Origin of the sequence: Mycolicibacterium stellerae (assembly GCF_003719305.1) — a bacterium.
GTDB lineage: Bacteria > Actinomycetota > Actinomycetes > Mycobacteriales > Mycobacteriaceae > Mycobacterium > Mycobacterium stellerae.
In genome coordinates, this window is the sequence record NZ_RARC01000014.1 from 1 (window position 1) to 26,089 (window position 26,089).

The 26,089-nt window shown below is 67.1% G+C and carries 20 protein-coding genes and 1 pseudogene; 13 read left to right on the forward strand and 8 right to left on the reverse strand.

Going from position 1 to position 26,089, the window contains the following annotated elements; genetic code table 11:
- Positions 1-889, forward strand: an 889-nt coding sequence (locus D6M19_RS18095) for a helix-turn-helix domain-containing protein (protein WP_234834923.1), incomplete at its 5' end; no start/stop codon positions are given.
- A gap of 59 nt (positions 890-948) precedes the next feature.
- Here D6M19_RS18095 and D6M19_RS18100 read toward each other — a convergent pair.
- The 6 genes and pseudogenes from D6M19_RS18100 to D6M19_RS18125 all read right to left on the reverse strand — a co-directional run bounded on the left by D6M19_RS18100 (position 949) and on the right by D6M19_RS18125 (position 7,705).
- Positions 949-4,092 (reverse strand): helicase HerA domain-containing protein, encoded by a 3,144-nt coding sequence (locus D6M19_RS18100; protein WP_123026632.1) that lies wholly within the window; start codon positions 4,090-4,092, stop codon positions 949-951.
- A pseudogene (locus D6M19_RS18105) lies at positions 4,092-4,662 on the reverse strand (hypothetical protein). The gene D6M19_RS18100 and the pseudogene D6M19_RS18105 overlap by 1 nt, the downstream one beginning before the upstream one ends.
- Before the next feature lie 107 nt (positions 4,663-4,769).
- On the reverse strand, positions 4,770-5,168 hold the full coding sequence (locus tag D6M19_RS18110) for a type II toxin-antitoxin system VapC family toxin (RefSeq protein ID WP_123026633.1): 399 nt from the start codon (positions 5,166-5,168) through the stop codon (positions 4,770-4,772).
- On the reverse strand, positions 5,165-5,410 hold the full coding sequence (locus D6M19_RS18115) for a type II toxin-antitoxin system VapB family antitoxin (RefSeq protein WP_123026634.1): 246 nt from the start codon (positions 5,408-5,410) through the stop codon (positions 5,165-5,167). Before D6M19_RS18115 ends, D6M19_RS18110 begins: the two co-directional genes overlap by 4 nt.
- A 43-nt stretch (positions 5,411-5,453) precedes the next feature.
- On the reverse strand, positions 5,454-6,443 hold the full coding sequence (locus D6M19_RS34840) for a hypothetical protein (RefSeq protein ID WP_234834924.1): 990 nt from the start codon (positions 6,441-6,443) through the stop codon (positions 5,454-5,456).
- A gap of 266 nt (positions 6,444-6,709) precedes the next feature.
- Positions 6,710-7,705: an acyl-CoA thioesterase gene (locus D6M19_RS18125; RefSeq protein ID WP_164478563.1), complete on the reverse strand. Its 996-nt coding sequence runs from the start codon at positions 7,703-7,705 to the stop codon at positions 6,710-6,712.
- 247 nt (positions 7,706-7,952) lie between these two features.
- On the opposite strand from D6M19_RS18125, the gene D6M19_RS18130 reads away from it, so the two are divergent.
- The 8 genes from D6M19_RS18130 (at position 7,953) to D6M19_RS18165 (ending at position 18,228) form a co-directional block, all read left to right on the forward strand.
- The gene (locus D6M19_RS18130; RefSeq protein ID WP_123026636.1) at positions 7,953-9,329 is read left to right on the forward strand and encodes an MFS transporter; all 1,377 of its coding nucleotides are present in this window, start codon (positions 7,953-7,955) and stop codon (positions 9,327-9,329) included.
- 10 nt (positions 9,330-9,339) lie between these two features.
- Positions 9,340-10,005 (forward strand): response regulator transcription factor, encoded by a 666-nt coding sequence (locus D6M19_RS18135; protein WP_123026762.1) that lies wholly within the window; start codon positions 9,340-9,342, stop codon positions 10,003-10,005.
- A 1-nt stretch (position 10,006) separates the two neighbouring features.
- A complete protein-coding gene (locus tag D6M19_RS18140; RefSeq protein ID WP_123026637.1) occupies positions 10,007-11,386 on the forward strand; it encodes a sensor histidine kinase in 1,380 nt (459 codons plus the stop codon).
- Positions 11,383-12,330 carry a TAXI family TRAP transporter solute-binding subunit gene (locus tag D6M19_RS18145; RefSeq protein WP_123026638.1) on the forward strand — a complete coding sequence of 316 codons (948 nt, stop codon included), beginning with the start codon at positions 11,383-11,385 and terminating at the stop codon, positions 12,328-12,330. Before D6M19_RS18140 ends, D6M19_RS18145 begins: the two co-directional genes overlap by 4 nt.
- A gap of 127 nt (positions 12,331-12,457) precedes the next feature.
- The gene (locus D6M19_RS18150) at positions 12,458-14,227 is read left to right on the forward strand and encodes a substrate-binding domain-containing protein (protein WP_123026639.1); all 1,770 of its coding nucleotides are present in this window, start codon (positions 12,458-12,460) and stop codon (positions 14,225-14,227) included.
- Between the two features lie 38 nt (positions 14,228-14,265).
- On the forward strand, positions 14,266-14,907 hold the full coding sequence (locus D6M19_RS18155; protein ID WP_164478564.1) for a hypothetical protein: 642 nt from the start codon (positions 14,266-14,268) through the stop codon (positions 14,905-14,907).
- A 203-nt stretch (positions 14,908-15,110) separates the two neighbouring features.
- Positions 15,111-16,646, forward strand: coding sequence for an FMN-binding glutamate synthase family protein (locus D6M19_RS18160; RefSeq protein WP_123026641.1), 1,536 nt, complete (start codon positions 15,111-15,113; stop codon positions 16,644-16,646).
- A gap of 106 nt (positions 16,647-16,752) precedes the next feature.
- On the forward strand, positions 16,753-18,228 hold the full coding sequence (locus tag D6M19_RS18165) for a glutamate-cysteine ligase family protein (RefSeq protein WP_123026642.1): 1,476 nt from the start codon (positions 16,753-16,755) through the stop codon (positions 18,226-18,228).
- 106 nt (positions 18,229-18,334) lie between these two features.
- Here the strand turns inward: D6M19_RS18165 and D6M19_RS18170 are convergent, their stop codons facing one another.
- Positions 18,335-18,907 carry a hypothetical protein gene (locus D6M19_RS18170; RefSeq protein WP_164478565.1) on the reverse strand — a complete coding sequence of 191 codons (573 nt, stop codon included), beginning with the start codon at positions 18,905-18,907 and terminating at the stop codon, positions 18,335-18,337.
- Here D6M19_RS18170 and D6M19_RS18175 point away from each other — a divergent pair.
- On the forward strand, positions 18,897-19,274 hold the full coding sequence (locus D6M19_RS18175) for a hypothetical protein (protein ID WP_123026644.1): 378 nt from the start codon (positions 18,897-18,899) through the stop codon (positions 19,272-19,274). The two genes, D6M19_RS18170 and D6M19_RS18175, sit on opposite strands and share 11 nt — an antisense overlap.
- 366 nt (positions 19,275-19,640) lie before the next feature.
- Here the strand turns inward: D6M19_RS18175 and D6M19_RS18180 are convergent, their stop codons facing one another.
- Positions 19,641-20,321, reverse strand: a complete 681-nt coding sequence (locus D6M19_RS18180) for a DsbA family protein (RefSeq protein ID WP_206428564.1) — start codon at positions 20,319-20,321, stop codon at positions 19,641-19,643.
- 292 nt (positions 20,322-20,613) lie between these two features.
- Here D6M19_RS18180 and D6M19_RS18185 point away from each other — a divergent pair, with 292 nt between their 5' ends.
- The 3 genes from D6M19_RS18185 to D6M19_RS18195 are packed head-to-tail and all read left to right on the forward strand — an operon-like array spanning position 20,614 to position 26,088.
- A complete protein-coding gene (locus D6M19_RS18185; RefSeq protein WP_123026645.1) occupies positions 20,614-22,047 on the forward strand; it encodes a DUF3375 domain-containing protein in 1,434 nt (477 codons plus the stop codon).
- Positions 22,044-22,736 (forward strand): DUF4194 domain-containing protein, encoded by a 693-nt coding sequence (locus tag D6M19_RS18190; protein ID WP_123026646.1) that lies wholly within the window; start codon positions 22,044-22,046, stop codon positions 22,734-22,736. The genes D6M19_RS18185 and D6M19_RS18190 overlap by 4 nt, the downstream gene beginning before the upstream one ends.
- Positions 22,729-26,088: an ATP-binding protein gene (locus D6M19_RS18195; protein ID WP_123026647.1), complete on the forward strand. Its 3,360-nt coding sequence runs from the start codon at positions 22,729-22,731 to the stop codon at positions 26,086-26,088. Before D6M19_RS18190 ends, D6M19_RS18195 begins: the two co-directional genes overlap by 8 nt.
- Position 26,089 lies beyond the last annotated feature (1 nt).

Sequence of the window (26,089 nt, forward strand, 5' to 3'; positions counted from 1 at the left end):
GCCGGGGACGGCGCACTTGTTGGGGCCGGCGATCGCGGGCCGGGCGGCGTTGGGGGCGGGCCGGCTGGAGGAGGCGTGCCGGTTGTTGGAACAGGCGGCGGGCGCGCTGAGCGCGACGGGGCATGCGCAGGGTTGGGGTTATCGGTACGGAGTGCCGCGCGCGACGGCGCTGGCGATGCGAGGTCGGTGGGACGAAGCGGCGGCGGTGCTCGAACGGCTCGAAGGGGTGCCACGACCGTTCCGGAAGCTGGACTACGAGAAGGCGTTGGCGAGGGCGTGGGTGGCGGCGGGGGAGGGCGCGGTCAGCGAGGCGATTGCGCTCTTGAGGTCGGCTGCGGAGACGGCCGCAGTCGATGGGCGGTTCGCGGCGGAGGTGGGGTGTCTGCTGACGGCGACGCAGTTCGGAGACAGGTCGTGCTGGGGGCGCTTACAGGAACTCGATGCGGTGGCCGAGGGACCGCGGGTTGGCGTGGCGGCGCGGTTCGCAGGGGCGATGGAGCGTGGAGATGGCGCTGAATTAGCCTCTGTGTCTGAGGCTTTCGATGAGTTGGGCGATCGGGTAGCGGCGGTGGAGGCGGCGGCGCAGGCGAGCATGGCGTATCGCAGGCAGGATCTGAGGGGTTCGGCGTTGGGATGCGCGGCGAGGGCGGAAACGCTGGCGCAAGCGTGTGGAGCGACCACGCCGACGTTGCGTCAGGCGCGTGAGCCGTTGCCGTTGACGGAGCGGGAGCGCGAGATAGTGATGTTGATCGGCCAAGGATTGACGAGCAGAGATGTGGCGGAGCGGCTGACGTTGTCGCCCCGGACCGTCGAGGGACACATCTACCGGGCGATGAGCAAGACCGGCACCACGAGCCGCGAAGAACTCGCCGCGCTGCTGACTCGATAGCGGCCGCCAACACCGAGTCACACCCGCAACGCTGGTCACAAGTCCGGCGAGGGACCGCGCTAGTCGCCTCGAGCGAGTCCGAGCACTTCCTCCGGGGAGAGCGGGCTCGCCGGGTGATACGTCAAACACCACGGCGCGACGATCCGGTGGAACGCCTGACCCTCGGTGGCGACGTAGAAGTTGCCCGCCCGCAGCCTGCTGATGTCGGGCACAAGACCGCCTTTCGCGCGGGCCATCTCTTTGGCGGTCTCGATCTGCGCAGGCGCGTTGAGCAGCCCGTAGAACTGCGTGGCGGCATTGCCGGGGATCTGGTTGTCCAGCGACTTCGGCGCCTGCGTCGCGAACACCAGGCCGAGCCCGTACTTGCGCGCCTGCGACGACAACGCCAATGTGCTTCGGCGGCATGCCGTAAAGCCCTGCCGCGGGACGAACGTCTGCGCCTCGTCCATCACCAGCAGGCCGCCGAGCGGCCTGTCCCCCGCCGGATTGCGCTTGATCCACGCGAACAACGCCATCTGCAGTTGGTTGACGAATCCTTGCCGCTGTTCGTCGGACGACAACCCGATCATGCTGATCACCGACACCCGTGCGCGGTGGCCGTCCGACGGCGTGAGGAGCACTGCCGGATCAACCGGTGTCCCCCTGCCGCCGAACAGCGGATCGTTCACCATCGACGCACGCAGATTCTGCGACAGGTCCGACGCGATCTTGCGGGCGTCGGCCAAGCCGCTGAGGTCGTCGGGCGGATCGTCGAGGACGTCGACGAACCCGCCGAGCGTCGGCGCCGGCTGTCTTCCATACCACTGCAACGCTTCCCGAAGGACGGCGCGGGAACGGTGGGCCTTCTGCGACTGCCCTGCAATCGACGCGCGCGGTTCGAGTGCGGCCGCCGCCGACTCCACGGCATCGTTGAACTCGTCGGCATCATCGACAACGCTCGGGAAGTCCGGCAAGGGCTGAAAGACCAACGGCCGCCCGCCATTGCGATGAGGCGTCCAGATGACGACCTCGGTGTTGTTCATGTACTTCGAGGCTCGGCTGTCGTCGGAACGCCGCCACCCGTTCGGATGCTGCGGCCATGCGGTGCCGAGTCGCGCGAGGTCATTGTTGGGATCGAGCACGATCGACGACACACCGCGCAGCGCGCACTCCTCCACGAGCCGGCGAATCAGCACCGTTTTGCCGGATCCGGATCCGGCGAAGATCGCGACGTGCTTGCGCAACGCCGACAGGTCGACCGCCACCGTCGCGTCCGAGCGCAGATCGGTACCCAACGGCAGTTCGTCGTCCGGCACGTAGTCAGGAGTGTCGTCGACGACGATGGGCGGGGGCTCTGGCTCGGGGCGGGGAACCGATTGCGGCGCAGGAGGTGTCGGTTGAATCGGTTGTGACGGGCGGCCGTCGTCGCCGAGGACATCCTGCAGGAGTGCCAAGCCGTGTGCCGGGCGGCGGGCGCGCAGCCAGCCGGGTAGGTCGTGATGATCCTCGCCGATCAGATCGCGCAGAGCCGTCATCGTGCGGATGTCGTCTTCGGTGAGTGCGACGGTCCGGCCGCCGGCTTGATGAAATTCGTCGACGACCGCGGCGGTCTTGGGCCCCGTTGGCCACGGGGTGTTGCGCAACAGAAAAAGCTTGCGTCTGTTCGATCCTTCGCCGAGACCCGTTGCGTTCCAAGCCTTCTTGATCCGAGTCTGCGCCGCTACCGCATTGTTGGCGGCGATGGCCCTGAAGGCCCAATGCCTCTCGTCTTCGGTGGCGGGGTCGAGGCTCTGGCGCAGCCGCGCGTGCAGCACGACGTGGGCGCCCGGCGGCGGGTCACAGGCGTAGGACTGGAAGTCTTCGTCACGCTCGGCGATCCATGCTGTGAGCGCGGCACGAAGGAGTTCCGGCACAGCCGTGTCTTCACCCTCGAAGTCCAGCGCGGCGGCGGCGACCGCGTTCTGCCGGTACTCCGCGAAGCGGAGATCGAGGTCTAAGTACTCGTCGTCAATCGGAATATCGTTGTCGGACTGAGAATCCCAGTCGAGCTCCGCGTTGAGGCGCTTGAGCTCGACGACCTTGCCGTGCTTGAGGCACTGCCGCACGTGAGCGTCAGCGATCTTCAGCAGGTGCCGTGGCGTGTGATCGGCCGCATCGCCGAAGGCCTTAGGCCGGATCGGCCAGCTCGGATAGGGCGGCGTGAAACCAACTTCGGCGAAGCTCACCGCGAATCGGCGTTCGAGGATGGCGCGGCCGATGTCGGCCGACGGCAGACCCTTGAGCGGGGTTGTCTCACGGAACCGGTCGGCGACGGTCGCGGTCGCACCGTCACGGATGCCTTCCCAGACGGCGGGCAGGCACGCCACCACCCCGACGGTGCGGCGCATCGTCTGACGCACCGACATCAACCCGTCGGCGACCTGATGAAGAACAACGTCGCCGGTATCGCGATCGGTGGCGTCGGTGCGGGCCAGCGACTGCGCCAGCAGGGTGTCGATCTGGTCGAGTGCGAGCACGGCAGGCCCGGCGAGGGCGACCAGTCGTGCGATTCCTTTGACACAATCTTGGGCCGAGTCCGGCGACCCGCGCAGTCCCCAGCGGCCGTCATCGCTGGACTCGTCGCTGCCTTGGAGATAGGCCTCGCCGACGTCGTGGGCGGTCAGGTCGGCGGCCGCGAGAAGCACGAGTGCACGCAGCGTCTGGTGGTAGTCGCGGGCGGGGTCGCGGTGAGCCTTGGCTAGCAGGTTGACGAAGCGGTCGAGCGTCTCGCGGTCGAGGTCGTCGTCGCCGATGATCGCGCGGCGCTCGGCGCGAGAGACGTGTGCGATCGACGACAGCTCCCAGAGCAGGTCCTTGAGCTGGGTCTCCCGCTGCGCGCCGGGCCGGCCGAGGCTTTCCAGCACTCCGCTGCGGACCGACTCCCAGAAGCTGGCCGCGTCGAGCAGTTCGACCACGAAGAAGTAGCCGTTGGCAGCTTGCACGCGCTCGCGGACCTGTCCGAGCAGGTGCGTCTTCCCCGTACCGGCCGTCCCGCGGATCACCACGCCGAGCGGGGCCGAGACGGGGTCGCGGGCGGCGTCGCCGAACGCGGCCATCACATAGTCGACGGCGTACTCGTTCAGCCCCTGGACATGTGTCGCGGTCTGGGGGCGCCACAGGTCGTCCGTGGTGGGGGCCCACGTCAGTCGAAGCGACGCGAGCGCTTCCCGTTCGGCTTCGTCCATCAAGTCTCTATCGCGATGAGGTGCTTGCTCTGGTCGCCGATCAGGATGGCGGCATCTCGATCCTCAGCGGTGAGGACCTTCTGGTTCTCCTCGGGGATCAGGCTCACACCGGGCGCGCGGTACAGCGTCCGCAGGGCGGAGTCGACGTCGCCGCGGTCGGCGTCGGAGAGCTCGGCGCGCAGGCGGGCGAGGCCGACCCAGCCACCGGGCCGGGGCGCGAGGTCGGCATACGTCGATCGGATGCGGTCTTCGATCGATTCCGCCAACTGCACATCCACGGACCCGAAAACGTCGGCGAGGCTCAGTTCGGCGTTATGCAGGTAGCGACCCAGCGCCCCCAAACACGGTGTACAGCGTCTTCGCCGGACCGGTCGATCGCGTCGGTGGGCCCGCCGAGACGATCTCGCGGCACAGCCGCCACCCCTTGTCGGTGAGCTCGTGGACGAACCGTCCGCGCTCTCGGATCGACTCGATGAGGCCGAGATCGTTGAGTTTGTCGCGGCCGGGCTTGTCGAGCTTGGGCCCAAAATTGATCAGGTCCGGGTTCGGCAAGGGCCGCGCCTCGGCCATCAACACGAGAAGCACGGCTCGCTCGGTACCGGTCAGGTCGGCTGGCGTCACACCCACGCCTAGAACCTATCGACTCCTGCGGCGGCGGGCTTCGGGGAGCGCCGTCCCTACTGGGTGAGCGCGGACGTGATGCCCGTGTGCCCGAAGTCGTCGCCCTTCCAGAGCAACGGCTCACGGGTGTCGAGCGCCAGCGCGTAGGAGAGGCAGTCGCCGAAGTTCAACCCGGCGCGGTGACCGCTTCCCTTCCCGAAGTCCGCGTAGGCGTGGCGCGCAAGACGTGCCTGGCGTTCAGTGACCGGCTCTATAACGAACTTTCCTTCCGCAACCAGTTCGTCGAGACTTCTGCTGACGACAGGATCGCCCTGGTTGTCCAGCACAATTCCGCACTCGAGATAGCTTGCCGCAGAGAGCCTGCGCACGTCGGCGTCGGCGATCGCGTGAGCGTAGATCGAGGCGTCATCCTCGGCAGTGAGGATCGCGACGACTGCCGAGGTATCGACGATCACCTCGGCAGTCCACGATCGTCATAGAGCAACGCGCCGTGGTCGACGCGGTTGACCTCGGGGCTCATGCGGTCCGCGGTTCTGCGGCCGATGGCCAGCAGCCGTTCTGCCAGCTCGTCTTTTTCCAGCCTGGCCAGACGCTCTTTCACCGCAGTCGCCACCGCTTGAGCTTGGGACTCGCCAGTGATCTGAGCAATCCGCTTGACGGCCCTATGGACCGACTCTTCTTTGATATTCAGCGCCATTGGTACCTTTCTACCAGCTGCTTGGTACCAGCGTCCATTATCCCTACGCAGATTTGGCATGTCCGGATCGCAGCTGGTCGCACGCGCCGACGAAGCGAGACCACTCGGTGGTTGTGGGACGAACCGCGCTGTCGCTCACCGCATCGGGGCTGACCACGAACCCGGGCGCGACGGGCGCCAACATTCCGGCGAGTTTGACGACATGCCCGGCTGGGCTGTCCTCGAAGCTTTCGAACACCCGCTTGCGGAGCCACGCCTGCGCGGTGTCGATGCCGGCGATAACGTCCAAATCGGGGACACGCAGAGCGCCGTCGCAGCGTTGGACGTGTTCTTCGAAGCGGTCCTCCCATACCTCGGTGTGCCACCCTGGCCACAGCTCGGGTAGAGCGTGAAAGAAGCCCATCGTGTCGGCGGTTTGCCAGGCGCCCAACGCCTTTCGGCGCACGTCGATATGGGCCCCACCTTCGGGAATCTTCCCGAGCCGAATCCGCCGGATCCCTGGGCCGGGGAGCTTGTCCAGTAGTGCTGGCCCGTGCCATGCCTTGCTCAGGTGCCACCACAACGGCCAGAAGCGCAGCTGGCCGTCGGCATCGACCACAGAGATCAGGTGGCACAGGTGGTTTCGTCCGCGGGCGAGCTTCAAGTTCGGCTGCCTATCCCAGGGATCAGGCCGCAGCTCGGCTCCCACATATCCCGCAAGTTCGGCCGTGCCGTCGTATGCCCAGCAGATCTCGTAGCCGGGCCACACCGTTGTGAGGACACTCATCAGAGCGCGGCGCTCGTTCATCGTCACCATCAGCGGCTCGCCGAAGAACAACACCCGGCGACGGTCGAGATCAACGACCGCGCCGCCGTCGGCCCACGTCGGGCTGCACCACTCGTCCTTCTCGCATCGCCGCAGCGAGGCCGCGTACCGCAGCGCAAGCTCCGGTCCGCCGATCAGCGCGTCGAGCATCCGACAGCCGCCCCAGTGCGAGTAGAACAGCTGCCAGTCTTGGTCTTTGACGATGACGACGTTCGCCCTGTTGCCCACAATCTCTCCGATCCCGATGACGCGGTTGGATCGCGCGTCGATTGAGCCGAGTGTCGGACGGGCCACCGCCATTTGGGACCCAGCAGACACACAGCGGGCCACGGCTGTGGATAACGGCGGCACTGGGGATAAACCGGGAGCCTGCAGCCAAACTGGATGCCACGGCCGCCGGCCAACAGCAGATCGTCCACCTGCTGCAGACATGCACCGGGACTCCGGATTCGGAAGCCGGCGAATAGCCTCCGCCGATAGGGCCGCAAAGGTAACTATGCGGTTGCCGCGGTGAAGGGCTCTAGGTACTGCCTGAGTTCGATCAGGTGCCTGGCATGCCGATCGAGCCGGCGGTCTTCGTCCGAGACGGGCTGCCACTGGGGAACGGCTTGGGCTTCACCGTGCGCGCCGACTGACACGACGACGAGCACCCCCTGCGACACCAGGAGCGGTTGGCCGACGGCGTCTGCAGTGACGGCGCGGACGCCGATGTGGACGCTGCGTCGCCCGGTGTGGATGATTCGTGCGGTGACATCGACGACGTCACCGACGTAAATTGCTCGGCCCAAACGGATTCCGGCAACATAGGACGTGACGACGTCGCCACCGGCCCAGTCGGCCCCGCACGCGTAAGCCGCCTCATCGAACCAACGCATGACCCGGCCGCCGCGCACCTTGCCGTCGCTGTCGATGTCGGTTGACGCGGCGCGGAAGCGCAGGGCGGCGCTGGGGGCGGTGCCCTCCGCTGAATAACTCTCGGCAGCCATGGCGTCTTCGATGCGTGCGCGCGTGCGCATCCGCAACCGGGCCTGCCGGTGTCGTTGCAGCTCGAGCATGGTCAGCGGCGTCCAACCGGGCACCTTCATAGGATTCCCGACACCGTCGAACGCTACGAAAACCACTGCGCACTGCGCGGTTTGAGGTGCCTTGGTCCGGCCCGGATCGCTGCAGTGGACGGTGATCAGGATGTGCATGCTGCTGCGGCCCGTGTAGACGAGAGTCGCGCGTACCTTGACGAGTTCGCCGACGTGAATAGGGCGATCGAGATGAATGTTGCCGACCGACGCGGCAACGCAGTTGCCGGAGCACCACTGCGCGGCGGTGCTGTGGGCGGCGAAGTCGATCCATTCCAGGAGCGTGCCCGCTTCCACGTAGCCGTCGATCCCGACGTCGACCGGCTTGACAAGAAAGTGATGAATCGTCTCGTGGACAACGGCTTCCGCCGCAACGGACTCAGCGCCCGGACGTGATTCCTCGTGTGTCAAAAGCATGTCGTCGGCCTCCTCGTGCGGCAGGTACCGCCCATGATGTCCGCGATGACGCAGACCGGGAAGCGCAACCGAGGCGATCGCTGGTTTCCTAGCACGATCCACAGACTGCGACGCCACACGTCGCCTGGTAGTCCGGCGAATCTGTGGATTGTGCAAGGAATCGTCGTGATGGCGCCGCTTGCCCTTTCGCAATCCCGATAGAGCCCAAAGATCATCGACACACATGCCAACAAAGGAGTTGAGGACCATGCAGACAGAAGACCGTCAAGTCCACTCGGCACCCACCAAGTCGGTGTCCGCCAATGTGATTCGAGGTTCGCTAGGCAACCTGATCGAGTGGTATGACTGGTATGCCTACGCGGCATTCAGCATCTATTTCGCCAGCGTGTTCTTCCCGTCGGGGAATCAGACCGCGCAGCTGTTGAACACCGCAGGCATCTTCGCCGTCGGATTCCTGGTCCGCCCGCTGGGCGGTTGGCTGTTCGGTCGGTATGCCGACCGATACGGCCGCCGCGCCGCGTTGACACTGTCGGTGGCGTTGATGGGCGTCGGCTCGCTCGGCATCGCCGTGCTGCCGGGCTATGCCCAGATCGGGTCGCTGGCGCCGCTGCTGCTCGTCGGCCTCCGGCTGTTGCAGGGGTTGTCACTGGGCGGCGAATACGGCACGTCGGCAACCTATTTGAGCGAGGTCGCCACCCCGCACCGGCGTGGCTTCTACTCCTCATTCCAGTATGTGACGCTGACCAGCGGCCAGCTCGTCGCACTGGGGGTGCAGATCGTTCTGCAACAGATCCTCACATCGGCGCAGATGCACAGCTGGGGCTGGCGCATCGCCTTCGTCGTCGGTGCGGCGGCAGCGGTGACCGTGATGTGGCTGCGGCGCACGATGGACGAATCGGCGAACTTCAAGCTCGCCGTCGCCGAGGACACCGCCGACACCCAACGCGGCAGCCTCAGGGTCCTGCTGTCCTACCCGCGGGAATGCCTGACCGTCGTGGGCCTCACGCTCGGCGGCACCATCGCGTTCTACACGTTCACCACGTACATGCAGAAGTTCATGATCAACACGGCCGGCCTGCCCAAGGAGCAGGTGACGTGGATCAACTTCGTGGCGCTGCTGATCTTCGTGGGCCTGCAGCCGGTGTACGGCGCGCTGTCGGACCGGATCGGCAGGCGACCGCTGCTGATCGCCTTCGGCATCGGCGCGACGCTGTGCACCGTCCCCATCCTCACCGCTGTCTCACATGCACAGTCAGCGCTGCCCGCATTCGGCCTGATGATGCTCGGCCTGCTCATCGTGTCCGGCTACACGTCGATCAACGCCGTAGTCAAGGCCGAGCTGTTCCCCGCCCGCATCCGGGCGCTCGGTGTCGGCCTGCCGTACGCCCTCACCGTCGCAATCTTCGGCGGCAGCACAGAATACGTCGCGCTGTGGCTGAAGAACGCCGGCCACGAGAACTGGTTCTTCTTCTACGTGGCCGGTTGCGGGTTGATCTCGCTGTTGGTCTACGTCTTCATGGGCGAAACGTCACGCACTTCCCAGTTGGAGCGCGAGACGCAGGAGCTGCAGGAGGACAAGGCAAAACGGGCGAAAGTCGACGATGTCGCGGTCGGGCCTGCATAGCATCAGCGTCATGCAGGTGTTGCTCGTCGAGGATGACGAGGGGGTGGCGTCGGCGCTGGCGGAGCTTCTTGGCCACGCCGGCGCCTCCGTCGTCCGGACGGCCCGGGGCGCCGACGCCCTTCACCGCGTGAAGGGCTGCGACCTGGTCCTGCTGGATCTCGGACTGCCCGATATGGACGGCCTCGACGTGTTGCGCACGCTGCGGCGGGCCTCCGCGGTGCCGGTGATCATCATGACCGCAAGGGACAGCGACGGCGCGGTCGTGCTCGGTCTGCGCGCCGGGGCGGACGACTATCTGGTCAAACCCGTTCGTAAAGCCGTGCTGCTGGCGCGGATTGACGCTGTCATGCGGCGGGTGCGCCGCGCGGGCGGCGAGCAATCCGGCTCGTCGGCTGCGGTGGTTGCCGGCCCCGTCACCGTCGACATCGAGCGCAGGGAAGTGACGGTGGCGGGCACGTCGCAATCACTGACCAAGACCGAGTATCAAATTCTCGCCACGCTCGCCGCCCGCCAAGGCGAGGCGGTCAGCCGCGAGGAGCTGATGCTCGAGGTGTGGGGCACCGCGGTGGTCGGCCGCTCGCGATCGTTGGACTTCTTCATCGGGCAGATCAGGGCCAAGCTCGGTGGGCTCCCGCTGCACACGGTGCGCGGGTTCGGTTTTCGGCTGGACTCCTGACATGGGCTTGCGGGTTCGCATCGTGCTCGTCGCGCTGTTGCTTCTGGCGCTCGCGGCGCTCGCGGTCCCGCTGGCGCTGAGTTTGTCGGACCGCCGAACAGGCGACCTCGCCGCGGAACGTGACCGCCAGCTGGCCGCGCTGGCCGATGCCGCGGTCCGACCGGACACCCCGTTGCAGCGTGAGATCGACCGCTACTACGACGTTTACGGCGAAGGGCTGCTCGTCATCGATTCCGATGGCCAGACCCTGGCGTCGCGCGGACTCGACATGTCCGACACCGGCGTCGCGGCGGCAGCGGCGCACGCGCTTGTCGGCGCGCCTGCGTCACAGTGGGATTCGATACTGCCGTGGGATCGGCAGAGGCGGCTGGCCACCACGGGCGTTCGAAGCGGCGGCGAGCTCGTCGGCGCCGTCGTGTTGGCGGTCGACACGTCGGTCGCGGCACGAGACGTCGCGACCGGCTGGCTGTGGCTGGCGGCCGCGTGCGGGGCGTTCCTGGTATTGGCGGTGGTGGCCGAGCGTTCGTTGACCAGATGGGTGCTGCGTCCGCTCGACGGGCTGGAGCGCGCCGTCGCCGAGATGACCGAGGGGGTCACCGGCCCGCCCGCCAACGTGGCCGGACCGCCTGAACTGCGCCACTTCACCGCGGCGTTCAATTCGATGGCACAGGTGGTGCGGGCGTCTTTGGACCGTCAGCGGCGGTTGATCGCCGATGCGTCGCACCAGTTGCGCAATCCACTGACCGCCGTTCGACTGCGGGCCGACACCCTTGAGAGCTATGTGGCCGAGGAAGGCCAGCCGACCTACAGCTCGATGACCGCGGAGCTGGACCGCTTCGAGAACCTGCTGGAGCAACTGCTGCGCTTGGCGCGCGCGGAGCAGGTGAGCGGAAGCCGCCAGGTCGGAATATCCACCGCGGCAACGGAGTCGGCGGACCTCGCGGATGTGATCGAGGAACGCGCGGCGTATTGGCAACCGATCCTCGCCGACCACCAGCAGCATCTGGTCAACGGCTCGACGCATCCGGGGCCGACGGTGCTTCTCGCACGGCACGAGGTGGAACAGCTGCTCGACGTCGCGTTGGAGAACGCGGTGCGCTACGCCGGTGGCGCGGCCACGGTGACGGTGTCGACGCAGCAGGGCGACGAGACCGTCGACCTCATCGTGAGCGACGACGGCACCGGCCTGCCCGAGGAGGACCTTGCCCGGGCGGCGACCCGGTTCTGGCAGGCACGCAACGACGGGGTCGGCACCGGCCTCGGGCTGGCGATCGCCGCCGAGATCACGATGGGACACGGTGGGACGATCGCGGTGGAGAAGGCTCCCGAAGGTGGCCTCCTCGTTCGGTACAGCCTGCCGTCGGCGGGTGAATCATCGTGAAAAGCCACCGATCTGGCGAGTTGAGCCGTCGCGCGTTCATGGTCGCGGCGACGCTACTCGCCGCGAGCTGCAGCATCCGCTCCGACCCGGAGGGACGCATCCGGCTGGCCGCGGGAGATCCGGGCGGGATGTACCTGGCGTTCGCGGAGATCCTCGCGAAACGGGTCCAGGCGCGCTATCCGGGCATCACCGTCGACGTCCTCGCCACCGAGGGCACCGTCGAGAACTTGGCCCGCCTCCGCGCGGGAGATGTCGACATGGGACTGGCTCTTGCCGATGTCGCCGAGCGGGATCGAAACGAAGGCCCTGCGGTGACGGCACCGCTGGCGGTGGCCCGCGTCTATGAGAATTACCTGCAGGTGATCGTGCCTGAGTCGTCTGCCGTCAACCAGCTTTCCGATCTCGAAGGGATGCGGGTGTCCCTCGGCGCGGCCCGCTCTGGAGGTGCCGCGACCAGCGAGGTGCTGTTCGAGGCCGCCGGGCTTCGCGGCAAGGTGGATGCGCAGACGTTCCGCCTGAAGGACGCACTCGCGCGACTGGCCGAGGGCAGCCTCGACGCGCTGGTGTGGTCGGGCGGTGTGCCGACACCGGCGATCGCCGACCTCAACGACACGCTGCCGCTGCGGATGCTCGACATCGGTCCGCTCGCCGCGCCGACGAGCACGCTCGCCGGGTTCCCCTACGTCGTGCGCCAGGTGCCGACGGGCGGATACGTGCCGCCAGGCATCCGGTCCATCGGCGTGCCGGACCTGCTGCTGTGTCGCCACGACATGCCGTCCGTTTTGATTGGCGCCGTCGTCGACGTACTCGCCACGGATGCAGCGCAATTGGTGCCCCCCTATGTCCGGGGTCTGCAATACCTCTCCCCCGCCACGATGATCCAGACGGGGCTCATCCCGTTGCACCGGGGTGCAATCGACGCGTATCGCAGGCTGCACGGCTGACCGCCACCTTGCGAGGGGTCCGCGAATCTGTGGATTGTGCAAGCAAACTCGGCCGCCGGGGCTGTTCGGCTTCCCGGCCGACGCCTTCGGCGCCACCATGGTGCAACCACACCAACGGAGGTGCCACATGGCTTCGAACGCAAAGTCATTGCTAGCCGCGACGATTGCAGGGCTGATGGTTGTGGGTGCCACTTACTGGTGGAAGCATCGCGGCGACGACTCCGGCGTCCCTCGGGCGGGGTGTGCCACCGTGGTGGTGGCGGCGTCGGTCGAAAAGGCCGACTTGATGGATGCGGCCGCCAACCGATACAACACCTCCGACCGTATGGTGGATGGCCAGTGCTACGGAATCAGCGTCACCCCAATGACTTCCGGGCTTGCTGAGACGAGGCTCGCCGAAGCCGGCTGGGATTCGGCATGGGGCGCAGCGCCGGACGCGTGGGCGCCTGCGGCATCGACGTGGTTGGCGCTGCTCCGCCACGACCGCAGTGAGCACGACCGTCCGGACATCCTGCCCGCGGAGGCGCTACCGGTGGCCTCCACGCCTATCGTGCTGGCGATGCCCGAACCGATGGCACGCGCGTTGGGGTGGCCCGACGCGAAGCTCGGCTGGTCCGACCTGCTGCGTCTCGCAAACGATCCGGCCGGCTGGGGCGCGAACGGACATCCGGAGTGGGGAGCTTTCAAGCTGGGCAAGACGAATCCCAACATCTCGACGACGGGGCTGTCGGCGACGGTGGGGATGTTCGTCGCCGCCACGGGCACGTCGAGCGACCTGACGCTGGAGACCCTCAAGGACCCGCGTGTGCGCGACTTCGTCGCAGGCGTGGAGGGGTCGGTCGCCCACTACGGCGACACCGCACTGACGTTCCTGACAAACCTGCAGAGGGCCGACGACGCGGGTGCGGCGCTGGGTTACGTCGGCGCGGTGACCGTTGAAGAGAAGTCCGTCGTCGACTACAACAACGGCAACCCCACCGGGGATCTCGAGGCCGCCGGCCGGCACGGCAAGCCGCGCGTGCCACTGGTCGCCGTCTACCCCCGCGAGGGAACTCTCAACAGCGACAACCCCTTTGCCGTTCTTAAGGCCCCGTGGTCGGAGACGGGGAAGCAGGCAGGCGCGCGAGACTTCATGGCGTTCCTGCGCGAGCCCGACCAGCAGAAGATGTTCACCGACGCGGGATTCCGCACCTACGACGGCCATGCGGGTGAGGCCGTCAACGGCAGCGACTATCTGCGCGAGGACATCGGTGTGCCCACGCTGGTCCCGCCGAGCCCGCAGGTCCTTTCCGCGGTGCGCGCCACCTGGGCCGAACTCCGCAAGAAGGCACATCTTCTGCTGGTGCTGGATGTCTCGGGGTCGATGGGGCTGCCGGCAGGGGCGGGCAAGACGAGGCTGGAACTCGCGCAGACGGCGGCGGTGCACGGCTTGGCGCAGCTGTCGGACGCCGACGAGGTCGGGCTGTGGGCGTTTCCCAGCGGGGACCAGGTGTATTGGCAGCATCTGGGCGCCGAGCGGCTCGGCCCGCAGCGGCAGGAGATGACCGCCCGGATCCAGGGGCTGATCCCGACGGGCGGCACACCGCTGTATGCGGTCACGAGGAAGGCGGTCGAAGAGGTCCGCGGGTCCGCGCGTGCGGACACGATCAACGCGGTCGTGGTGATGACCGACGGCATGAACGAGGATCCCGACGACACCGATCTGGACGGGCTGGTCCGTCAGCTCGAGGGCCAGGCCAACGAGGGGGGCGTGCGGGTCTTCACGATCGCCTACGGGGAGGACGCCGACGTCGGCACCCTCAAACGGATCTCCGAGGCGTCGCGCGCCGCGGTCTACGACGCGACGGACCCGCTGACGATCGACACGGTGTTCACCAACGTCCTGTCGAACTTCTGATGAAAGGCAACGGCTTTGGGCCGCGGCTATGGGTAGGCATGCGTCAGCCGTGGGCTGTGTTGCTGTCGGTCTTCGGCGGGGCGATGGCATGGGTGTTGGGCAGTTCGGTCCCGCTGGCCGTGGCCACCGCGTGCGTGATGTTCGCGACGGCGGTGGTGGTCGGCGGGGCGCCTCGCGCGTCGGCGCCGTTGCGCAGCGGGACGGAGCAGCACGGGCTGATCATGCTGTTCGACGGCCATGTGCGCTCGTTGCGGGGGTTGCAGGGCAAGGGGTTGCCGGATGTGGTGGGGCGCAAGGCTGACGATGCGCTGGCGGCAGCCGACGCGGCCCGCCCGTCCGTGGTGCGGACGGCGGCGGCGGTGGACGCGTTGGACGAGGCAATCTCGGCCGCCCGCAAGGTTTCCGGCCGGGGCGAGCACGCAACGGAGGCGATCGGCAGGTCGGTGGACCGGTTGCGGTCGCGGCGGCGCGGTCTAGTCGAGAAGCTGACGGCTGCGGTGGATGAGGTCGCAACGGTGTACGCGGGCCTGCTCGAGTTGTCGGCGACGGCACGCACGATGGGCGTCGGCCTGGACGACGGCGAGGTGGGCGCAGTCAACGACTCGGTCACCTTGCTGCAGATGACATTCGCCGAGCTGGAGGCCGACGCGGCGGACCTGGCGAACGAGGGCCTGGTGTAGTTGCGGAACCGGACGCCTTACATGAGATTCCCCGGGGCATTGGACCCCTTTTCAGTGGACCCAAGTCCCTTCGGTTCCGGAGCAGTCGGCAGTTAGCGTCTTGGTATGTCCGCACCCGAGAGCAGCATCGATCGCGCGCGGCGGATGGCCTGTCCTGGCCGGAGACTGTCCGGTGACAGGGCGCCGATAACGGGCCGCGGCTCATGAAGAAGCGGACTCTCGCCGCACTGGTTCCCGCGGCCACCGTGGCCGGAATCGCCTTGCAGGACTTCGTTCAAAAAGACCATGCGCTGCGTCGCAACTTCCCGTTGATTGCCCGGTTCCGGTACATGCTGGAGGCGATCGGCCCGGAGCTGCGCCAGTACATCATCACCAGCAACGACGCCGAGCGACCGTTCAGCCGCGATCAGCGGCGCTGGGTGTACACCTCGGCCAAGAAGGAGAACAACTACTTCGCCTTCGGCACGGACAACGACACCGAGAACTCCTCGTACCCGATCATCAAACAGGCCACGTTCTCCGACGTGGTGCCGGCCTCCCCCATCCACGGACACGACGTCGAGCTGCCCGGCGCGAAAGTGCTCGGCGGTCCACGCGCGCGCAGGCACGCGTTCCGGCCGGCGTCGGTCGTCAACGTGTCCGCGATGTCGTTCGGCTCGCTGAGCCCCCAGGCGATTGAGGCGATCAACGCCGGCGCCAAACTCGCCGGCTTCTGGCACAACACCGGCGAGGGTGGCCTCTCCGACCACCACCGCCAAGGTGGCGACCTGGTCTTCCAGATCGGCACCGGCTACTTCGGCTGCCGCGACGAGAACGGCAACTTCGACCTCGGCCGGTTGGTCGACGTCGTCGGCTCCGCTCCCGTGCGCGCCATCGAAATCAAGCTGAGCCAGGGCGCCAAGCCGGGCCTGGGCGGGCACCTCCCCGGCGCCAAGGTGAACGCGGAGATCGCCCGCATCCGGGGTGTTGAGCAGGGTAAAGACATCGCCAGCCCCTCCCGGCACACCGCGTTCCGCAACACTGACGAGATGCTCGATGTCGTCGAGCAGATCGCGGACGCTACCGGCCTCCCGGTCGGCATCAAGTCGGCGGTTGGGGAATTGGGGTTCTGGCACGAGTTGGCCGGGCGGATGGCCGACGGGCAGCGTGGGGTGGACTTCATCACCGTCGACGGCGGTGAAGGCGGCACCGGCGCCGCCCCGCTGGTGTTCGCCGACAACGTGTCTTTCCCGTTCCGGGTCGGCTTCGCCCAGGTGTACGGGTTGTTCGCGCATGCGGGCCTGAGTGACCGTGTCACGTGGATCGGGTCGGGCAAGCTCGGCTTGCCCGCCAACGCCATCGTGGCCTTCGCACTGGGCGTCGACCTCGTCAACGTGGCACGAGAAGCAATGCTTGCGATCGGCTGCATTCAGGCGCAGCGATGCCACACCGACCACTGCCCGACCGGCGTCGCGACACAGAACGCGTGGCTGGCCCGCGGGCTCGATCCGCAGCAGAAATCGCACCGGCTGGCCGGCTACGTGTTGACGCTGCGCCGCGACCTGCTGAAGGTCTCGGAGGCGGCGGGTGTCCGACACCCCGCGATGCTGGGCCCGAACGACGTCGAGATCCTCGACGGGGACCGCCGCCATCGAACGCTTGCCGAGGTATACGGCTATCACGACGGTTGGGGCGTACCCGGACCGGAGATCGTGCGAGATATCGATGTGTACATGTCGCGGACGTCGTGTTCTACGTGATGACCATCTTCAGCTATGAGCGCCTCACGAGTCAGCTCAGCATTGTGTCGATCTGCGGTGCCGTTGTCGCGGTCGAGATTTGAGACGTGCCGACAGGAGGTGCGCCATGGGCGAGCGTGTGGAGGCGTCGGCACTAGCTGCCGCCCGCGACCCTGCGGTGCGACACAGGCTCCAACGCTGTGTTGCCGTGTTGCGGCGAATGGTCGACGACGGCTGGTTCGTCGGCCATGAGGACACCATCGGTATGGAGATCGAGCTCGATCTCGTCGACCCGTTGGGCCGGCCGCGGCTGGTCAACGATGCGGTCCTGAACCGCCTGGGCCGTGCCGACATGCAGCACGAGCTCGGTCAGTTCAACGTGGAGTTGAACATAGCTCCGCGCCGGCTGTCGGGTCGCGTGCTGCGGGACAGCGAATCCGCCGTCACCGAGGTGCTCGACCAGAGCCGGGCCAGGATCGAGGGGCTCGGCGTCCGGATGGTTACCGTCGGCATGCTGCCGACGCTGGGCGCCGAGCAGCTGACCGTCGAGCGGATCTCCCACAACCCCCGGTACGAATTGTTGGTGCGGCGCATACGCTCTGCTCGCCACCGGCCGTTCGTGGTGAGCATCCCCGACGGGTGCGAGCCGGTGGAGTTCACCACCGATTCCGTGGCTCCCGACGCCGCCGCGACCAGCCTGCAGCTGCACCTACGGGTGCCGCCGGAGCGGTTCGCCGCCTACTACAACGCCGCTCAGACGATCGCAGGTGCGCAGGTGGCGGTGGCCGCGAACTCGCCGTTCCTGCTTGGTAATTGTGCGTGGCAGGAAACCCGCATCACCCTGTTGGAGCAGTTGCTCGACAGCCGCAGGCCCAGAGAGGTCCGGGCCGGCGCACCGGCGCGGGTACGCCTTGGCGACCGGTGGATCGACGACCCCGCGGAGTTGTTCGACGAAGTCGTCGCGGAGTTTCCGCCGCTGTTTCCGACGCTGGAGCCCGAAGACCCGGATGTCGCCTTCGAGTCCGGGCGCGTGCCGAGCCTGCGTGAGCTTCGGCTGCACAACGGCACGGTGTGGCGCTGGAACCGGGCCGTCTACGACGTCCAGGCTGGGCGTCCGCAACTGCGCATCGAGAACCGGGTGCTGCCCAGCGGACCGACCGCCGTCGACATGGTCGCCAATGCCGCGTTCTACTACGGACTGGTTCGCTCGATCGCCGACACCGACCCCGCGGTATGGGCGAACATGCCCTTCGCGATCGCCGAGCGCGACCTGCACCGCGCGGCACGGGATGGGTTGGCCGCCCGGCTTTCGTGGCGCGGCGTCGAGTACCCGGTCGACCGGCTCACCCATGAGGTCCTGCTGCCAGCCGCGGCGGCCGGGCTAGACGCGTGGGGCGTAGACGCCGACGACCGCGACCGGTACCTCGGTGTCATCGAGGCGCGGGTTCGATGCGGCCGCACCGGCGCTGCCTGGCAGACAGAGACGGTTCGCCGTCTCGAAGAGCGCGGGCTGGAGCGCGTCACGGCGCTGCATGAGATGACTCGCCGATATGTCGAGCACTCCCACAACGGCGCCCCCGTGCACGAATGGCCCGTGCCGTGACCGACTGACGCCACTCACCAGGCGTGGCCGCACTGCCCGCATGTCCAGTCGTCGTCGGTGACACAGCACCCGCGGGCGTCACGCCACGGTGGCAAGTCGTGACTCATCAACATCCCGAAGAGCGCCAGTCGAGTCTATTGAGCCCCACACGCCGGGCAGGCGGGATGTTGGGCCCAGCCGGTAGTCGACCAGGCTGGTGTATCCGTCCTTCTGCATGCATGCTGTGCAGCGCGCACACAGGGGCGCCCGGCCAGTCGGCCTTGGTCTCGGCGGAAAGCGTGTCACGTCGGTAAGCGTCGACGGTGTGAATGTGGATGTGCTCGCGCGCGTCATCGAAGTCAAGGTCCAGCCGCCGATCGCAACCAATACACCGTCCGCGGGAGTGCAACAGGATTCTGGCCGCGGCCACCGGGCTGTGCCCGAATCGCGTGTATTGGTCGCCTCCAAATTTGCAGTCGTCCAACGCCAGTGCCATCCGAATCGCCATCTCGCCGTGCAACACCCATTCGTGACGCGGGTCAGCGTCCCACCGGAAGCCGGTCATCATCACCAGTGTTTCGAGGTCGACCAAGCCGAGAGAGCGCAGCGGCGACGGTTCGATCTTGGCGCGTGCGGGATTGTCGTCGGCACCGACGCGGCCGAGCTCTGTGAGCACGGATGCCGGGTCGGTGTTCAGCACAAAGACGAAGGAAGGTCATCTGATCGAGGGGCTGCAGGACTGGGTTCACCTCTCTGAAATCCACACGATGTTTGCGTTCGACCATCACAGGCCAACACGGCCGGTCGCCGAGGCGCAACAACTGACGCTGCGCATGATCCGCGAACTCGTCACGGAGGGTCAGTCCATCCTCGGTGAACCAGACAATAAGCGCCCGTCCCGATTCGAAGCATGGGACATACCCCTCGATGAGGCGATGGCCGAGATCGAGCACAAGTACGTGACAAATTTCGGAGACCGGTGGAACTGGGTGACCTGCGCATGGTTGCAGCTCACCGAAAGAGGAAAGGCATTGGCGCTGCGGCTGTATCACGCCGACGAACCGTAAGCGATATCCGTTTGGCTCCGGTCCCGCTAGAGGCGGGTACTTCTCGATGTAGTCGCGCAGGGCGTAGCAGGCTTCGCGGGCTCACCAACACCCGAAAACGCGAGCCAAGCCAAGTCAGGTGATAGGCAGTCCTCAGGTACGCCTCAGCGGTAAGCGGTCTCGAAGTGTCAATCGAGAACCAAGATGTGTGATTGCGGAAAGGCGGCTGTCGGTCACCGGGGTGCGCAGTAGATGCAAGTAGAGCGGCAAGCGCCGACGGCGAACCTCTCCCGCGACCGAGGGGTTAGGCGCGCCCACTACCGCGCTGCGGATCCAGCGCCGCGGGCCGTCACCGGAAGCGACAACGCAGATCCCCGAGCCGGAGACCTAGCGCCGCTTTGAGCCCGGCAGTTGATCGAGCCAATCCGATTCCCCGTCGACGGGTCCGCCATCGATAACCACGAGCGGGACGCCGGGCTCGGGAAACTGGCGCAGGACCGCGAGGTTGTTGCCTGCGATCGCGCGGGCGTCGTAACCGATCGGCAGGCCCAGTCTGATCAGTTCTAGGGCCGGTGGGGGCGCGCCGACCCGGTTGGCCAGCTCGGCGAGTTGGTTGTTGTCGAGATCCGTCGGCCCTCCTTCTTTCGGCTGTTGTTCGGCCGAAAAGATCAGCTGGACGAAGCGCCACGTGATGTCGCTCGATCGCGACTGGTCCGCCACAACGAAGGCCGCGTAGATCGCCCGGCTGTCGTATGTGCCGCTGGCCGAGTATTTGTCGAGGAAGTCCACGAAGCGAAGGTTGACGCGCAGCGTGCCGTTCTCGATACGTTCACCGATCTCGTCGCCCTGCTCGCGGACCATCTTGCCGCTGAACGGGCACATCGGATCCACGTACAGATCGACCACCCCGAGGGCGTTCGGGTCGCCGACGACGATGGCATCCCCCGCAGGCGCCGCGACGGCCGCCTGGGCAACTCCTGTGACCGGTCCGCACATCAGCAGTGCCATCACCACACCCACGACCGCCCCGAGCGCACTCAGTGTCCGGTTCACCCGTGTTCCGTCCATGCCTCCCATCATGTCGTGCCGTCCAAACAGGGTGACTGCGCGGTCGCCGACGCGGACGAAGCGTCGGCCGAACGCGTCGGCACACGAGCCCCGTAAGCCTCGCAATTCACACCAGTCCCAGCCCGCCAGCAACACACCACAACCCGTTGAGCGCAAGGTGATTCCGCTGACGTCGGCAAACGCCGACGTGACCAAAATCCCCGCCGACACGGCCCGCCGCCGCGCCTGACATGTCGTCCCCGTGCCCTATGTTGGGGCCTCCAGACGAACCCACTGAATAGAGGCGAAGTAGGTGAACACCATCGCGGAGCTGTCCGCGTCCGAGCTGCTCGAAGTCAACCGCGACCTGCAGGGCTCCCGCGCGATCCGCCTGCTCGCCACCACCAACCTCGGCCTCTACGCGACCTTGATGGAGCGCCACCTCGCCGACGGCGCCCTCCCCGAGACCGAACTCGTCGTCCGCCTCGAACGCGACCTCGCCGCCCTCGACGACGCTCAGTCCGGCCTCGCGCTCATCAAGTCCTGGGCCGCCCAGGGTTGGCTGCACCGCATCGTCGACGAACGCCACGACCACAACGTCTGCTACCTCACCCAGGACGCCCGCCGCGCCTTGCATTTTCTGAGGGGCATGCGCCGCCAGGACACCATCGCCACCGGCGGCTCCATCACCGGCATCGCCTCCCGCCTCAAGCAGGTCGCGCTCCGGGTCGACAACGATCCCGCCCGCGTCCGCAAGCACATCGAAGCCGAAATCGCCGCCCTCCACGAAGAACTCGCCCAGCTCGACGCCGGCCAGCGCCCCCAGCCCGACGTCACCGACTGCTACGACGAGGCCCGCGCCATCGCCCTGCAGATGGAACGCCTCATCACCGACATCGGCCAGTACGGCACCATGATCGAGCAGGCCACGGCTGCCCTCAACGAGCCCATCGACTCCAACACCGAGTACCGCGACCGCCAGCGTCAGATGTATTCGGACTACCAGGCCGCCTGGGATTCCCAGGGCCGCGACTCCCACCGCGCCTTCCTGCGCATGATCAACGACCCCGACCAACGCGCGGAATTCGAAGCCGACGTGGCCGCCGTCGCCGACGCCCTGCCCGCCCTCGACACCGCCCTGCGCAAGGTCATGGCTGGCTTCTTCGAACTTGTCGGGCACCAGATCGACGAAGTCGAACGCATCCAGCAGCGCTGCGCCCAACGCGTCAAACGCTTCACCGCCTTCGGCACCATGGAACAGAGCCGCGGCGTCGCCCGCCAACTCAACGAAGCCATCGGCGCCGCCCGCGCCCTGCTGAAATCCTCCTTCACCGACTCCCGCCTAGACATCGACGTCCCACTTGCGCGCCACGCCATCAGCTCCGTCGGCGCACTGAGCTTCAAGATCGGCGACCTCTCCAACCCCAAACCCGCCAAACCGGCCGACGGCGAGGTCGACCTCGCCAGCTTCGCCGCGCTGGCCACCCAGGTCGACGCGCCCGCCATGTCCGAGATGCTCAACGGCGCCCTGCGCGACGGCCCCGTCTCGCTACCCGACGCCGTCGACCTGCTCGACACCGCCTACCTCGGCCACGTCATCGTGCTGTGGTCCTGGGCCCTCAAACAGCCCAACCCGGACGATACCGAGTCGACCACCGTCCGCTTCCGCTCCCTTGACGGCCACGACCGCGAAATCGCCGTTCCCCGTTTGACCTTCACCGAACCCATCGCCGGAGTTTCCATATGACCACCGATGCCGACATCGACTTCTCGTCTCTGCCGCAAGTCGACCAACAGACCGCCCGCCCGCCCGTCGCACGCCGACCGCGCTTCGACGGCGACGTCTCCGAACTGCCCGACCGCGCCTGCTGGGCCCTGCAGCACCTGCTCACCCGCCGCTACCTCAGCGCCGAAGCCGACGCCGACGTCTACAGCTGGGTCCTCGAATACCGCAAGGAACTGTCGATCCGGCTCTCCGAACTCGACCTGATCCTGCGCATCGTCGACGGCACCGACATCGCGTTCATCGAACAGGCCCGCTACGAATCCGCCAGGGGTATCAAGGTTTTGCGCCGCGAACCGCTCGGCACTTACGACTCCATCCTCGCCCTGCACCTCGCCCAGATGATGCGCGCCGCCGGCGGGCAGACCGTCCTCATCAACCGCGAGGAGATGCACGGCCTGTTCTCCGGCGTCCTCAACGACACCGACCGCGACGCCGTCACCTTCGCCGCCCGCATCGACGGCGCCATCGCCCGGCTCGCCGGCCTGGAGATCCTGCGCAAGAGCCGCGACGACGAGGACAGCTACACCATCTCCCCCGTCATCACCGCCATCATGACCGCCTCGGTCATCACCGAACTGCAGCAGCAGTTCGAACAACTCCTCAACGGCGGCACACCAGCAGAACCAGAGGAAGAATCCGACGTTGATTGAACAGTTCCACCTGTCCCGGCTGCAGGTCATCAACTGGGGCGTCTTCGACGGCTACCACTCCATCGGGTTCAGCGCAGGCGGTGCCCTGATCGCCGGCGCCTCCGGAAGCGGCAAATCCTCGCTCCTGGACGCGATTTCCCTCGGCTTCCTGCCGTTCAACCGCCGCAACTTCAACGCCTCCGGCGACAACACCGCCGCCGGTTCCAGCGCCGGACGCCGCACCGTCGACAAGTACGTCCGCGGCGCATGGGGTCAGCGCAGCGACGGCGGCACCAGCCGCGTCATGTACCTGCGCGGCGAGGGCACCGCCTGGTCCGCCGTCGCCGTCACCTACAAAAGCGAATCCGGCCGCACCGTCACCGGCCTCGTCCTCAAATGGCTCACCGGCGAATCCCGCAATGACTCCTCGAGCCGCTACGTCCTCGGCGACGGCGACCTCGACATCGAAGACGTCTGCAACCGCTGGGCCGCCGGCCGCTTCGACACCGGCGTCTTCAAAGAGGACTGGCGCTTTACCACCAAGGTCGAATCCCAATACCTCGCGCAGCTGTACGCCACGATCGGCATCCGCGCCTCCGACGCCGCCCAGCAGCTGCTCGGGAAGGCCAAGTCGCTGAAAAGCGTTGGCGGACTGGAACAGTTCGTCCGCGAGTTCATGCTCGACGAACCCGACAGCCTGGCCCGACTGCCCGAGGCCCTCAAGCAGATCGATCCGCTCGTCGAGGCGCGCGAGCTGCTCGCCGTCGCGCAGAAGAAACGCAAGATCCTGGGCGACATCGAGGCCATCCAGCAGCGCTACGCCTCCGAGTCCTCGGACCTCGGCATCATCGACCTCGTCGACGCACCGATGGTGCGAGCCTTCACCGACCACGTCCGCCTGGCGCAGTGTCCCACCCAGATAGAGACGCTCGACAGCACCATCGAGCAGCTCGAGAACGAGTACGAGGACGTCACCCGGTCGCTGAATCTAGCCAAGGCCGAAGCAGATTCGCTCAATGGGCAGATCAGCGGATCCAGCGCGAACATCGCGCCGTTGCAGTCGCAGGTCACCGCCGCCGAGACCGAGGCCGAGCAGGTCGAGCGCCGCCGCGCCGCCTACGAGGACCTGCTCACCGCCCAGGACATCGACGCCCCCGATACCGCCGACGAGTTCTGGAACCTGCGCGAGGAACTGCTGACCGAGGCCACCGAACTGCTCGCCAAGGTGGAACGCAACCGAGAGGCCTCCACCGACGCCGAGTACGCGCAGAAGTCGGCCCGCATCGCCCGCGACGACGCCGCCAAGGAACTCAAGCGCGTCGAGCACGTCGGCTCGGCGCTGCCGGAGTTCGCGCTCGCGATGCGCGACCACATCAGTTCCGAGGTCGGCGCAGCCCCCGCCGATCTGCCCTACATTGCCGAACTGCTCGACCTCAAGCCGGACCAGACTCGGTGGCGGCTCGCCGTGGAGAAGGTGCTGCGCGGCGCGGGCCTGCGCCTGCTGGTGCCCGACCGGCACTGGGAGAAGGTGTTGCGGTTCGTCAACGACACCGACATGCACGGCCGACTGCAGCTGCATCACGTCCGGACGAAGATGCTCGGTGCCGAACCCGTCGATCCCGAGTCGAATACGTTGGCGGGCAAGCTGTTCGCCGTCGATCCCGCGCATCCGTGTGCGGCCGAGGCCGTCGACGTCATCACCAACGCCGGAGACCACGTCTGCGTCGACACTCCCGACGTGTTCGCGCGCTTCCGCCGTGCGGTCACCGACACCGGTTTGTACAAGGACTCCGACCGGCTGGCCGTCAAGGACGACCGGCGGGCGGTCAAGCAGTCCGAGTACCTGTACCAGGGCGACGTCACCGCCAAGATCAACGCGCTGACGCTGGAACTGCCCGCAGCGGAGGAGACCTACCAGAGGGCGCGCCGCGTCGCCGACGACATCGCCGCGCAGCGCCAGCAGTGGCGCGACCGCGCCGCGGCGTGCAAGGCGATCTGCGAGCAATATCCGCAGTGGAGCCAGATCGACACCGAGACCGCCGACGGCCACGCCGACCGGCTACGCGAGCAGTACGAGCTGCTGATGGCCGAGAACCCCGACCTCGACGCGCTCAACGCCCGTGCCGACGAATGTTGGTCGCAGATCCAGAAGTTCATGACGCGCCGCGGCGCGACCCAGACCCGCCGCGACAGCCTCGACGAGCGCCGCACCCGGCTGCTGGAACTGCAGGAGCGGCTGTCGCCGGCCTTCGTGTCCGAGCCCCTGACCGAGCTGCTGCGCCGCTACGCCGCCGCGCTGCCGGTGCCGTTGGAGTTGCTCGACCCCGAACCGCACCGCGACGCGCTGTTCGCCGCGATCAAGAAGGAACGCGAACAGCTGCGGGAGAGCCGGCGCCGCTCCTACGACGAATTGGCGCGCATCCTCAATACATTCGACACGTCGTTCCCCGACGCGATCCCCAACGACAGCGACGACTTTGACGAGCGCGTACACGACTACGTCGCCCTGTGCAGGCACATCGACGAACGTGAACTGCCCGAGGCCTACGAGCGGATGATGCGACTGGTGACCGAACAGGCCCCCGACGCGATCCTCACGCTGCATCGCGTCGCCGAGCAGGAGACCCGGCGCATCGCCGATCAGATCGAGCGGGTGAACACCGGCTTGGGTGCGGTGGAGTTCAACCGCGGCACCCGGATGACGCTGCGGGCCACCCCGCGGAATCTGGCCGCGGTCGACGAGCTGACTGAGATCGTGCGGTCGATCTCACGGCGTATCGCCGAGGTGGGGCTGGGCGACAAGCAGGCGATCCTCGATCAGTACGCCGACATTCTGCGGCTGCGCAACCGGCTGGCCTCCGCCGCGCCGGAAGACAGGGCGTGGACACGCGACGCGCTGGACGTGCGCAACCGGTTCATGTTCGACTGCGCGGAATGGGCGGGCGATGAGCTAATCCGCACGCACAGCAATGCCGGCGACAACTCGGGCGGCGAGCAGGAGAAGCTGATGGCGTTCTGCCTGGCGGGCGCGCTGAGCTTCAACCTGGCCAGCCCCGAAAGCGACGACAACACACCGGTGTTCGCGCAGCTGATGCTCGACGAGGCGTTTAGCAAGTCCGATCCGCAGTTCGCCCAACAGGCACTGCAGGCGTTCCGCAAGTTCGGCTTCCAGCTGGTGATCGTCGCGACGGTGCAGAACGCGACCACCATCCAGCCCTACATCGACAGCGTGGTGATGGTCTCGAAGACCGAGGCCACCGGTCGCAACGCCCGCCCCGTAGCGACAGTCGCGACAAGGACAATCTCGGAATTCAGCTCGCTGCGGCAGGAGATGCGCGCAAGCGCGAAAGACCGGGTGCCTGCGGGGGTATGAA

Excerpts from the sequence above, each read along its gene's own strand:
- D6M19_RS18100 (WP_123026632.1), bottom strand. The coding sequence starts at position 4,092 with ATGGACGAAGCCGAACGGGAAGCGCTCGCGTCGCTTCGACTGACGTGG.
- D6M19_RS18115 (WP_123026634.1), bottom strand. The coding sequence starts at position 5,410 with ATGGCGCTGAATATCAAAGAAGAGTCGGTCCATAGGGCCGTCAAGCGG.
- D6M19_RS18125 (WP_164478563.1), bottom strand. The coding sequence starts at position 7,705 with ATGCTTTTGACACACGAGGAATCACGTCCGGGCGCTGAGTCCGTTGCG.
- D6M19_RS18130 (WP_123026636.1), top strand. The coding sequence starts at position 7,953 with ATGCAGACAGAAGACCGTCAAGTCCACTCGGCACCCACCAAGTCGGTG.
- D6M19_RS18135 (WP_123026762.1), top strand. The coding sequence starts at position 9,340 with ATGCAGGTGTTGCTCGTCGAGGATGACGAGGGGGTGGCGTCGGCGCTG.
- D6M19_RS18140 (WP_123026637.1), top strand. The coding sequence starts at position 10,007 with ATGGGCTTGCGGGTTCGCATCGTGCTCGTCGCGCTGTTGCTTCTGGCG.
- D6M19_RS18150 (WP_123026639.1), top strand. The coding sequence starts at position 12,458 with ATGGCTTCGAACGCAAAGTCATTGCTAGCCGCGACGATTGCAGGGCTG.
- D6M19_RS18155 (WP_164478564.1), top strand. The coding sequence starts at position 14,266 with ATGCGTCAGCCGTGGGCTGTGTTGCTGTCGGTCTTCGGCGGGGCGATG.
- D6M19_RS18160 (WP_123026641.1), top strand. The coding sequence starts at position 15,111 with ATGAAGAAGCGGACTCTCGCCGCACTGGTTCCCGCGGCCACCGTGGCC.
- D6M19_RS18165 (WP_123026642.1), top strand. The coding sequence starts at position 16,753 with ATGGGCGAGCGTGTGGAGGCGTCGGCACTAGCTGCCGCCCGCGACCCT.
- D6M19_RS18180 (WP_206428564.1), bottom strand. The coding sequence starts at position 20,321 with ATGGACGGAACACGGGTGAACCGGACACTGAGTGCGCTCGGGGCGGTC.
- D6M19_RS18190 (WP_123026646.1), top strand. The coding sequence starts at position 22,044 with ATGACCACCGATGCCGACATCGACTTCTCGTCTCTGCCGCAAGTCGAC.